Below are 12,628 nucleotides of genomic sequence, written 5' to 3'. Positions count from 1 at the left end.
ACTTGGTCAATTTCGGCAGGAACAGGAACGGCAAGTATCAATACATCAGGCGTTGTTTCGGGCTTAACGGCAGGAACGGTAACAGTGGAATATACGATAACCAACGGAAGTGGCTGTAAAACAAAAGTAACCGCTCCATTAACAATAAATGCGTTGCCATCAGCACCAACAGTTGGAACCATTACGCATCCAACATGTGCTTTGGTAACAGGAAGTGTAGTTTTGAATGGCTTACCTACAGGAAACTGGATTATCAATCCAGGGAATATTTCTGGAAGTACAGCTTCAACAACTATTTCAGGATTGTCAGCAGGAACTACTTTTAATTATACAGTAACTGTTGATGGTTGTACGTCTGGAACGGTTGAAGTTATTATTAACAATTATGTATGTCCAATATTCGAAAACGGAACCATCGCATCAACGGGAGGGGAAGTTTTTGCAAACATTGCAAGCAACGATAAAGTAAATGGAGTTCCGGCAGTATTGGGAACAACAGGAAACGCCACGGTTGCAATATCAGGAACATGGCCAACGGGAATTACATTAGATCCAGCCACTGGAAAAGTAACTGTTGCTGCAGGGACAGCACCGGGGACTTATAATGTAGTTTATGAATTGTGTGATAAATTAACGCCAGTGACATGTGCTACGGTTTCGAATGAAATCAAAGTAACAGCAATTGTTGAGCCAGTATTAGAAAACGGAACGATCCCATCAACAGGAGGAACTGTATTCGTAAATATTGCATCAAATGATAAGGTAAATGGAGTTTCGGCAACATTAGGAACAACAGGAAACGCGACCGTTTCCGTATCTGGAACATGGCCAACGGGAATTACATTAGATCCAGCCACTGGAAAAGTAACTGTTGCTGCAGGGACAGCACCGGGAACTTATACTGTAGTTTATGAATTGTGTGATAAATTAACGCCAGTGACATGCGCTACGGTTTCGAATGAAATCAAAGTAACAGCAGTTGTAGCACCAATATTCGAAAACGGAACCATCGCATCAACGGGAGGGACAGTTTTTGCAAACATTGCAGGCAACGATAAAGTAAATGGTGTTCCGGCAGTATTGGGAACAACAGGAAACGCGAGCGTTTCCGTATCTGGAACATGGCCAACGGGAATTACATTAGATCCAGCCACTGGAAAAGTAATTGTTGCTGCAGGAACTGCACCGGGAACTTATAATGTAGTTTATGAATTGTGTGATAAATTAACGCCACAAACTTGCGCTACGGTTTCGAATGAAATCAAAGTAACAGCAGTTGTAGCTCCACTATTCGAAAACGGAACCATCCCATCAACAGGAGGAGATGTTTTTGCAAACATTGCAAGCAACGATACAGTAAATGGAGTTCCGGCAGTATTGGGAACAACAGGAAACGCGAGCGTTGCAGTATCAGGAACATGGCCAACGGGAATTACATTAGACCCCGCAACCGGAAAAGTAACTGTTGCTGCAGGAACCACACCGGGGACTTATAATGTGGTTTATACTTTATGCGATAAATTAACGCCAGTGACATGCGCTACGGTTTCGAATGAAATCATAGTAACGCCAGTAACCATATTCGTAGCAAGTCCAAGTATAGCTTTAGTGAAAACAGCTCATTTCAATGACGAAAATGGTGATGGTTATGCAAAAGTTGGGGAAACCATTACCTATAATTTCGCAGTGACAAATACAGGAAATGTCGCTTTGACCAATGTATTCGTAGTAGATCCGCTAACAGGAGTAACTATGACTGGAGGTCCAATAAATTTAGCTGTTGGACAAGAGGACACGACTTCATTTACAGGTGCCTATTCTATAGTACAAGCCGATATTAATTTAGGAAGTATATCGAATCAAGCCGAAGTTTCTGGAACAGGTCCAAATGATATTGTAGTAAGAGACAAATCAGACAGTAGCAGTATTTTGGATGATAGTCCAACGGTATTGCCAATTTCAGGATGTGTTATAAAAGTATTTAATGCTATTTCTCCGAATGGAGATACAAAGAATGCCCGATTCTATATTCAAGGATTAGAATGTTATCCTGACAATACGGTTGAAATTTATAATCGCTGGGGAGTTTTAGTGTACGAACGTGATCATTATGATAATGTTAATGTAGTATTTAGAGGATTCTCTGAAGGACGTGTAACTGTTGCATCATCTGATGGATTGCCAGTGGGAACCTATTATTATGTTCTGAAATATAAAGACAGTGAATCCAATGCGCATCAGCAGGCTGGGTATTTATACCTCGGTAAGTAATTAGTCAAAACAAATTTAAATGGCTTAGTTTTTATGCTAAGCCATTCTTAAAAGTAAAATAAATGAGAAAATTAGTTTTAGTTTTTATGTTTTTTTCTGTTGCGGGTTTTGCACAGCAAGATGCGCAGTTTACGCAATACATGTACAATACCATCACTATTAATCCTGCTTATGCAGGTTCAAGAAGTGTCATGAATATTTTTGGACTATACCGTACCCAATGGGTTGGACTCGATGGAGCTCCGGTGACCAGTAGTTTTTCATTAAACACACCTTTAAATAATAGTAATTTAGGATTAGGAGTTTCATTGGTTAATGATAAAATTGGACCAACAACTGAAAATACTTTTTCCGCAGATTTGTCCTACTCTATACCAACTTCAGAAACTTTCAAACTTTCGTTTGGTATGAAAGCTACAGCGAATTTGTTTAATCTTGATGTTAATAAATTAAGCCAGGAGGATCAAGATGACCCTCAATTTCAAAATTTAAACAGTGAATTTTCGCCTAACATTGGGGCTGGGGTCTATTGGCATTCTGATAAAGGGTATGTTGGTTTGTCTGTGCCCAATTTTCTAGAAACCAATCGTTATGATGCAAATGAAGTTGCCATATTTAAAGAGAAAATAAATTATTACTTGATTGCTGGTTACGTATTTGATTTAAATCCTACTCTAAAATTCAAACCAGCCCTATTGACCAAAATGGTTGAAGGTTCACCTTTGCAAGTAGATCTTTCAGCCAATTTTATGTTTAACGACAAATTTGTGATTGGGGTTGCCTATAGATGGAGTGCAGCCTTGAGTGCTATGGTTGGATTCCAAATTACCGATGGTTTATATCTTGGTTATGGATATGACCAAGAAACAACCAATTTGAATAATTACAACTCAGGATCTCATGAGATTTTCCTGCGTTTCGAATTTTTTAATGATTTTAGTCGAATAACTTCACCTAGATTTTTCTAATATTCCAATTATGAAATCGCCATGATTCCTAAATCTAAAATTAGAATGAAGAGTGTCGATACCTCCCGATAGCTATCGGGATCCATTAAAAAATAAAACACATATGAAATCGCCATGACTGAAGTTGTCACAAACACCAATGAAGATCTAGCGATACCATATTCCATTAAAAAACAAATATTATCTACATATGAAAATTAAAAATTTAGTTTATACCGTTTTTTTAGTGCTATTTGTTTTCAAGGGAATTGCACAAACTGGCAATATCGCTAACGCCGATAAAAAATACAATAAATATGCTTATATCGACGCAATTGCTACTTACGAAAAGGTGGCAGAGAAAGGATATAAAGAGGAAAAAATGTTTCAAAGATTGGGCAATGCCTATTACTTTAATGGAGAGTTAACCAAAGCTTTAAAATGGTACGATGCTCTTTTTGAAATGAATGAGCAACAGGAATTAGAATATTATTACCGATATTCCCAAACGCTAAAATCAAAAGGCGATTATGCTAAAGCAGATAAAATGTTGGAGCTATTCAATCAAAAAGCAAACGCTGATAAAAGAGGATTGTTATTTGAAAAGAATAAAAATTATTTGGAACAAATAAAATCCAATTCAGGGCGATTTGAAATTGCAGATGCCGGAATCAATTCGAAATATTCGGATTATGGAAGTTCTTTTTTAGATAATAAGTTGGTATTTGCTTCAGCTCGAGATACGGGAGGAATTACCAAAAAAAGATTCAAGTGGACCAATAAATCCTTTACAAACCTTTATGCGGTGGAATTAAAACCAGATGGAAGTGTTGGTGAGGCAGAACGATTTGAAAGAAAGGTCAATTCAAAGTTTAATGAATCGACACCTGTTTTTACAAAAGACGGAACAACGATGTATTTTACCAGAAACAATTTCTTGAATGGCACAAAAGGGAAAGACGATAAAAAAATCACCTTATTAAAATTGTATAAAGCGAGCCTTGTTGATGGAAAATGGACTGATATTATTGAATTACCATTTAACAGTAATCAATACAGTGTGGCACATCCGACATTAAGTGTAGATGAGAAAAAGATGTATTTTGCCTCAGACATGCCGGGAAGTTTAGGACAATCCGATTTGTTTAGCGTTACCATTAATAATGATGGTAGTTTTGGTACGCCTGAAAATTTGGGAGCAACTATAAATACAGAAGGAAGAGAAACTTTTCCTTTTGTGTCAGGGGATAATGAGTTGTATTTTGCCAGTGACGGACGTCCAGGATTAGGAGGACTCGATGTATTTGTTTCAGCTATTAAAAGTGATTCGACTTTTGGAGAAGTACAAAATATTGGAGCTCCTATAAATACAAAACAAGATGATTTTGCTTTTGTAATGAACAGCAAAAATAGATACGGTTTTTTCTCCTCTAACAGAGAGGGAGGGAATGGTTATGATGATGTTTACCGATTTACGGAAACCAAAAAATTAGTTTGTGAGCAAGTTTTAACCGGAACTATTGTAGATGTTGAAACCAATGTAGTACTGGGGAATTCAAAAGTAAATTTATTGGATGATCAATTCCAAATAATTGGAGAAATAGTAACAGGAGCAGACGGGAAGTATAATTTTAAAGTAAATTGTGATCAAAAATATTATGTTAGAGCTGCAAGTCAAGACTATGAAACAAAAGAGGAAGCTATAACTATTGATAGAAACGCAAGCAAAACAGATTTGCTATTGGCCTTAACAAAAGCAATATGTAAAGTTGTTGTTGGCGATGATTTAGCGAAATGTTTTGGTATAAAAATGATTTACTTCGACTTAGATAAATCATTCGTTCGAAAAGAGGCCGCCTTTGAGTTAGAGAAAATCTTAGACGTGATGAAACAACATCCAGCGATGAAAATTGATGTTCGTTCACATACTGATAGCAGACAGACTCATGCTTATAATGAAAAACTTTCGGACAGAAGAGCCAAAGCAACTATTGCATGGTTAGTCAAAAATGGAATAGCTGCCGAACGATTAACAGGCAAAGGATATGGAGAAACACAATTAGTGAATCAATGCGCTGATGACGTAAAATGTACCGAAGAGGAACATCAAGCGAATAGAAGAAGTGAATTTATTATTACTTCGATGTAAATTGAATATCTTGATTAAAAAAACAGCCTTTTCTAGTAGAAAAGGCTGTTTCATTTATATCCCTATATTTATTTGGATTTTTTAAAATATTTGTACCCCCTATGTTTACAAATATTTTATTTCTAGAGACACTTCATCATATAGTAATTTGTAAAACGATAATCCATTGATCTTCCCTGTTTTCAAAACAGGTAGGTTGTGATTTTTTTTGCGCAAAAAAAGCCGAACATTGCTGTTCGGCTTTTTGTCGGGGTGGCAGGATTCGAACCTGCGGCCTCCTGCTCCCAAAGCAGGCGCGATAACCGAGCTACGCTACACCCCGTAATTCGAGTGCAAATATAAGGTTTAATTCTGTTTATCAAAATGTTTTTGAGAAATAAATAAAATTTATTTCGACATCAGTTTTTTGGATTTATAAGAGTGTGAATTTTTTATAATAAAGGGTATATTTGCATTTCAAAAAGTAAAAAATATGTCGGATACAATAGAAAAAATCAAATGCCTTATTATAGGTTCTGGTCCAGCGGGTTATACTGCGGCCATATATGCTGCTAGAGCTAATATGAATCCTGTTTTATACCAAGGAATGCAACCAGGTGGTCAATTGACTACCACCAATGAAGTAGAAAACTTCCCAGGTTATGTAGATGGAGTTACTGGTCCCGAAATGATGGTACAGTTACAAAGTCAAGCACAACGTTTTGGTGCCGACATCCGTGATGGTTGGGCTACAAAGGTTGATTTCTCTGGAGATATCCATAAAGTTTGGATCAATGACACCATAGAATTGCATTGTGAAACCGTGATTATTTCTACGGGAGCTTCAGCTAAATATTTGAATATTCCATCTGAACAACATTATCTAAAAATGGGAGGCGGAGTTTCTGCTTGTGCCGTTTGTGACGGATTCTTTTATAGAAATCAAGAAGTTGTTATAGTAGGGGCAGGGGATTCAGCTTGTGAAGAGGCTCATTATTTGTCTAAATTATGTTCCAAAGTAACGATGCTGGTACGTAGCGAAAAATTTAGAGCTTCTAAAATTATGGAAGATCGTGTTCGTAAAACTGAAAACATTACCATTTTGATGAATCACGATACCGTTGATGTATTGGGTGATGAGCAAGTGGTAACTGGTGTAAAAGCAAAAAATAAAACTACTGGAGATATTTTTGATATTCCGGCTACCGGTTTCTTTGTTGCGATTGGTCACCAGCCCAATACAGAAATTTTCAAAGAGTATATAAAACTTGATGAAACAGGTTATATTGTAAATACTCCTGGAACATCAAAAACGAATGTAAATGGTGTCTTCGTAGCGGGTGATGCAGCAGATCATGTGTACCGTCAAGCGATTACGGCTGCAGGAACTGGTTGTATGGCGGCATTGGACGCTGAAAGATATTTAGCTTCCATAGAGCATACTCAATTAGAAAAGTGCGTCAATTAATCTATTGAAACCGCCATGAATCAATTTTCTTCCTAATAAAAAGCGGTTCCTGACAACCAAATTTTAAATGTTTTTTAGGAAGAAAAATATATAATATCAAAAAAGTCCCAATTTTTTTAAGTTGGGACTTTTTTTATGGAAAATAATGAGCTGTTTAGTTTCCGGTTTTCAGAGTAGTCTTAGACATTGGAATCCGTTTTGTAGTGAAAACTGAAAACGAACTTTGTGATTACTTCAATTTCTTAATGAATTGGGCCTCCCCTAAAAATTTACGTACCTCAATTTTTGGAGTTCCAAGCAAGAAAATTTTTGAACTATCAGTGGCGTCAATGACCAGTTTTGTTTCGGCTAGAGTATTACAAACTGAATAACCTTCGGTAGTAACATCAGCATTTTTTATGTTGAATTTATTTCCTGTAAAAAGAGAGTTGTTATCTAAACGGATAATTGCATTAGTGGCATCTCCCTCTATAGTAGCAATCGATTTTTGGTACAGATCAAAAGCTAAATCAACCGTAGAAATTAACGCTTTAATCTGTGCATTTTTGCTCAATTCAATTTTTGCTTTTTCGGCTTTTAAATTGAGTTCAATTTTTGTTTTGTCATCCGATTTTAAAGTGAAATTTTTCGAATTCACATTCAAATACAATTTGGAAAAATCAAATGTCGAAAAGGTAATGTCATCCAATTGTATGGCTTCTATTGCATTTACTGTACTGGTGTTTTTGGCGAGTACCGATTTTAAATCATCCGTATATTTAATCCATACCGTTAGCTTTTTGAAACTACTTGTTTCTTTAGTGGTATAAATGCGAAGAGTTTTTTCTTTAATGTCAAATGAAATGATTTCATGCAGATTGTCATCGGCCTCAATTTTTATTTCATTTTTTGGACCTTTTTCCAAGAAAACAGTTAGGTTGTCTTCAATTTCTAAGGCATTAAATTCACCAATTTCTTTTGGTTTTTCGGTAACGGTTTTAGAACCTTTTATTTTTTCTTTATTTTGACCAATGGCCATGGTCGTTGTTAACAGGAAAAGTAAAATTACGTGGGAGATTTTCATTTAATTCAATTTGGATTTTTACAAATATAAAAAAACATCCGTTTCAATACTTAATGAAACGGATGTTTTAGAAATTCTGTTTAAAAAATTAGTCTTCTGTTCTCTTCAAATTGTCGTCAGGAATTCGATCGATCAAATAATTGTAAGGATCGATTCCGGCTTCAAAAGGCTTTTCTCTTGTTTTGAAAACATAAACATTGTTCTTTTTTGTTATTTTTAGTCTTTTGTAAATTAAAACTTTACCCAAATTGGCATCGTTTTTAGGTTCAGCAAAAACGGCAATATCAATATAATCGGCAACAGGTATTTGGTTTTCTTTTCCGAGTGCGTCGGATCTGAATTTTTCGGAAGTCGTTTTTAAAGTGACTTCATACCCAGAACCCACTTTTTTGTATTTGGCTTCCAGCATTCGGTTTGAAAACAGCGTAATGTTTTCGAACATATCAGGAATCAAATACTGTAAACTATCCGGTGTTACTTTTCGTAATTCTTTCACTGCATCTATCGAAGTTGGGAAAGGTGGATTTTTATAACCATAAGTGTCAACCAAATTTTTGAGGGCTTGATTGACCTTTTTCTCCCCAATCATTTCTTTCAAATAATACATCACTACACTCGCTTTTTGGTAGTGTATGTATTGTTGATGTTCGGTTTTTATCAAAGGCTGTTCTTTTTCAAGCTCAGAGCTTCGGCCTCTTAAATAACGATCCATTTCATATTTTAAGAACTTTTTCATTTTGTCCTTTCCATATTCTTTTTCCATTACCATCAAAGCAGAATATTGTGCAAAACCTTCGCTGAACATTTCACTTCCCTGCATATTGGCACCAGTAACTTGATGTGCCCAATATTGATGTCCCATTTCGTGTGCCGTGACATAATAAACTTGGTCAATGTCATCTTTCTTTACCTCACGTAAATCAATAATAAAACCAATACCTTCGCTAAAAGGCATGGTGCCCGGGAAAGCTTGCGCAAAACTTGAATATCTTGGAAACTCTATGATTCTACATTGTTTATGGTAGTAGGGACCAAAGTTTTTCGTATAATATTCTAATGATTTCTGCATACTTTTTAGCATATTCGGAACATTATAGGCGTGCTGTTTGTCGTAATAGACTTCTAAATCGATGCCATTCCATTTTTTACGGGCTACTTCATATTTAGCCGAAATAAAGGAATAGAAGTTCAATGATTTTTGGTCTAATTTGTAATTGAAATACTTTCTACCATTAGCTTCCCAAGTTTTTAATAATGAACCTGGAGCAATAGCAGTTTGGTCTGGTGAGGTACTTATCGTAGTATTCACTTCAACCCAATCTGAATCATTGCTGATATACGTATTGGCTCTAGCCGAAAGATTGTTCTCATCCAGTTTCGGCATTCTGTCTCTCTTTGGTAATTTCAGTTTGATGCGTTTATTTTTATCTGAAATCTCTGCATTACTATTGTATCCCAAAGTAGGTAATATGTCTGAATTGTTGAAGAAAGTTCCGTTTTGTGTCAATTGGGTAAAACGGACTTCGTTTTCAAACCCTTTGGTTAATTCCCATAAATCAATATTGATTTTTATGGAATCATTTGGCAACAAAGGACTTTTTAAAGTATATATTCGATAACTTAAACGGGAATCTTTTAGTTTCAATTTTGCTCCAGCAATACTGATTTTCAAACTATCCGACAGTTGTGGCATTGTAAAATGGAGTTCTTGTATGGGTGTATTCGATTTGTTTTTTGCCCAAGCTTCTATTTTGGCAGTCATGCTTCGTTCTTCGGGCATGAGGTCAATAGTGTAATTGAATTTATAAAAACGGGGTTGTGTTATATTTTCGAATTTTTTATACTTTTTCTCATAATCCACTTGCTTATTTTCCTGCTCTTTTGAGGAATCGTAAGTGTTTAGCACTTTGGTGTTATAGTAAACAAAACTACTGCAAAGTGCAAATACCACTAAGCTGATGGCTATAGCAATTTTGTTTTTTCCAAATTGTACTTTCGCATTTACCCATCGGTATTTGAATTGCTGTTCTTTGCCACGTATATAAAATGCGGTAATGACAAAGCATAAAATCAAACATGCCAATGTCCAATAGATATTGAACCAAATGGTTGAGGATATAAAAGGACCAAATCCATTCATGTCCGAGTAGGTGATGCTTGGTGTGTTGCCAAAATTCAACATATTGCTATTGATTTCGAGCAATCCCCAAATGAAACTATTGACGATAACAAAAGTGACGAAAGCAAAATAGGCGATGTATCGATTGTTGATTAGATAATGGAATAATATAGAAATTACCGCCATAAAAGAATAACTCAACAAAGACACTATCATAATTGATTTCAGGTAAACATCCAATTTGTAACTGTAATAGCCGTAAGCTGTTTGTGCCATAATTCCAACGATTATCGTCGAGGCCAAAACAATGGCTAAAGCAATAATTAGGGCAACCAATTTAGAGGAGAATAAAACCGCCGTTTTTATGGGTGTGGCATCTTGGATTTCATTGATCTTGGCATCACGTTCTTTCCAAACTAAAACGCCGGTATAAAAAGTAATAAACCCAATCATAAAAATACCAAAAGCCCCTTTTATAGTATCGATTACATCATAAGTGACAGGATATTGAGCGGTGCCGTAACCTCCGGTGAAAGTCGTAAGGCTTGCAATCAAATTAATCATTCCGATGGCAATAATGATAATAAAAGTTGGGTTTTTGATGATGGCTTTAGTTTCGAATTTTACCAAATTCCAAAAGGTATTTATCGAAAATACATTGGCTTTCGTTGGTTCGAATACCGCATTTGAAACAATTATAGGTGTTTCGGCTGCTTTTGATTTTTTAGTTTTTTTAGCTTTTTCTTTTTTGGTATTAAAAGAAAATTTATAATACACAGCAACCAGAATGACTAGACTGATTCCTATCCATATCAAACGATTGGTCAATAAATCGCCGTGTAATGTAACCGCATTTAGGTTTTTTTCGGCAACTGTGGCGTATTTGGTCATAATCTTAAAGGGACGGAGACCAAAAGGATCCAGTAAATTGGCTAACCATTCTTTTTGAATGTCTTTTGTAAATCCCGCTGAAACTATATAGAATACCAAAATAAGCATAGCTCCAATAAAAGAGACAATATTGCTTCTGAAAATAATGGCTAAAGCAAATAGTAAAACGCCTGAGATAATCACATTTGGAATCCCAAAAACCAATAGACCTTGTAAATGCCCAGACCAAATGATTTCGCCAAATCTTTCCGGTGGACACATATCAAACAGTGGCGCTAATACTGGAGCAATCAGGGCACCAAGAGAAATTCCGAGTAGAGGAATTACCGAAACGATGGCTGCTCCTATAAATTTCCCGAAATAATAGTCCCTTTTTTTGATAGGGGAGGAGAATATAAATTGATGCATGCCGCTTTGAAAATCACGGTTGGCCGTGGCGTTCATAAAGGCGGTGGTCATCAACAAGCAGATCATTGAAAGTATACCATAGTATTGTTCAACAACAAAAGGCGAATTTTTGTGTATGTTACCAATGCTTCCGCCAATGGTAACGTTTTCAGATCCAACCGCAAAAAAAACGATTAGGGTATTAATGAATAAAAAGATCCATATCATTGGTGTTCGCAACCAATATTTTAATTCGTATCGAATAAATTTCCACATAATTTTTTGTTTTAAAAGGGTCTAAGAGATTGAGGTTCTTGGGGCTAAGGCTTTACTAATGTAAATTTCTAAAATCTTAGAGACTTAGCTTCTTAACAACTCAGTATCTTTTTCCTTAGACTAATTCGTTTAATTGAGCAAAAAACACATCTTCGAGATTTTCCTCTGCTGGACTGAATCCGTCATTCAAATGGATGTCAGAAAAAACGTGAATCAAAGGTTGTCCTCCAACTAATTTATTCGAGATTACTTTGTACCCTTTTTGGTATTCAGGTAATTCCAGCTTGCTTACTTTTTTCTCCCAAACTTTACCTTTCACTTCCAGTAGGGCATCATCGGTATTGCCGCTAAATAGTACTTTTCCGTGGTTCATTACGGCCATTTGTGTACAAAGTTCACGAACGTCTTGAACAATATGGGTGGAAAGAATGACAATGGTGTTTTCGCCAATTTCACTCAAAATATTATAAAAACGATTTCTTTCGCCAGGGTCCAATCCGGCAGTCGGTTCATCTACAATAACTAATTGTGGGTTCCCGATTAAACATTGTGCAATTCCAAAACGCTGACGCATCCCACCACTGTAACTGCTTACCGCATTTTTTCGATGTTCCCAGAGATTGACTTTGGTTAGTAATTGCTCCACAATTTGTTTACGGTCTGATTTTTTATCAAATCCTTTTAAGAGTGCTAAATGATCTAAAAGTTCCACGGCAGAAGTTCTTGGATACACACCAAATTCTTGTGGTAAATACCCCAAAACTTTACGGACAGCTTCTTTGTTATTCAAAACGTCAATGTCTCCAAGGGTTATAGAACCACTGTCAACATCTTGCAAAGTAGCCAGTGTTCTCATCAAAGAAGATTTTCCAGCACCGTTTGGCCCAAGTAATCCAAACATTCCTTTTTTAATATGTAAAGAAACATCGTTCAGCGCATGTACGCCATTGCTGTATTTCTTGTCTAGGTTTTTAATTATTAATTCCATCGCTTATTGTGTTTTTTGGTTTTTTGATAGGTCGTTTCTTATTTATGAATGTTACAAGTGAAGTGGTAATTGTTTTATATTAAGATAGAA

Annotated in this window: 7 protein-coding genes and 1 tRNA gene; 4 read left to right on the top strand and 4 right to left on the bottom strand. The window is 36.0% G+C overall.

From position 1 onward, the window contains the following. The 3 genes from DB891_RS15645 to DB891_RS15635 form a co-directional block, all read left to right on the top strand. Positions 1-2,271 (top strand): T9SS type B sorting domain-containing protein (locus DB891_RS15645; protein ID WP_133243531.1); only part of this gene is annotated, 2,271 nt, incomplete at its 5' end. Positions 2,272-2,333: 62 nt separating this feature from the next. After that, on the top strand, positions 2,334-3,239 hold the full coding sequence (locus tag DB891_RS15640) for a PorP/SprF family type IX secretion system membrane protein (protein WP_116764519.1): 906 nt from the start codon (positions 2,334-2,336) through the stop codon (positions 3,237-3,239). A 190-nt stretch (positions 3,240-3,429) separates the two neighbouring features. After that, positions 3,430-5,367 (top strand): OmpA family protein, encoded by a 1,938-nt coding sequence (locus DB891_RS15635; RefSeq protein ID WP_116764518.1) that lies wholly within the window; start codon positions 3,430-3,432, stop codon positions 5,365-5,367. A 247-nt stretch (positions 5,368-5,614) separates the two neighbouring features. On the opposite strand, the gene DB891_RS15630 is transcribed toward DB891_RS15635, so the two are convergent. Next, a tRNA-Pro gene (locus DB891_RS15630) sits at positions 5,615-5,689 on the bottom strand. Between the two features lie 150 nt (positions 5,690-5,839). Between DB891_RS15630 and trxB the strand changes: the two genes are divergently transcribed. After that, on the top strand, positions 5,840-6,814 hold the full coding sequence (gene trxB / locus DB891_RS15625; RefSeq protein ID WP_116764517.1) for a thioredoxin-disulfide reductase: 975 nt from the start codon (positions 5,840-5,842) through the stop codon (positions 6,812-6,814). Positions 6,815-7,043: 229 nt separating this feature from the next. Here the strand turns inward: trxB and DB891_RS15620 are convergent, their stop codons facing one another. The 3 genes from DB891_RS15620 to DB891_RS15610 all read right to left on the bottom strand — a co-directional run bounded on the left by DB891_RS15620 (position 7,044) and on the right by DB891_RS15610 (position 12,538). Continuing rightward, on the bottom strand, positions 7,044-7,877 hold the full coding sequence (locus tag DB891_RS15620) for a GIN domain-containing protein (protein WP_116764516.1): 834 nt from the start codon (positions 7,875-7,877) through the stop codon (positions 7,044-7,046). Positions 7,878-7,965: 88 nt separating this feature from the next. Further along, positions 7,966-11,550, bottom strand: a complete 3,585-nt coding sequence (locus DB891_RS15615) for an ABC transporter permease/M1 family aminopeptidase (RefSeq protein ID WP_116764515.1) — start codon at positions 11,548-11,550, stop codon at positions 7,966-7,968. 115 nt (positions 11,551-11,665) lie between these two features. Then, positions 11,666-12,538, bottom strand: a complete 873-nt coding sequence (locus tag DB891_RS15610; protein WP_116764514.1) for an ABC transporter ATP-binding protein — start codon at positions 12,536-12,538, stop codon at positions 11,666-11,668. Between the last annotated feature and the right edge of the window lie 90 nt (positions 12,539-12,628).

It is taken from the genome of Flavobacterium laiguense (genome assembly GCF_003097655.1).
Classification (GTDB): domain Bacteria; phylum Bacteroidota; class Bacteroidia; order Flavobacteriales; family Flavobacteriaceae; genus Flavobacterium; species Flavobacterium laiguense.
The sequence above is the reverse complement of the archived record's forward strand: the minus strand, read 5'-3'. Positions and strand labels throughout refer to the sequence as shown.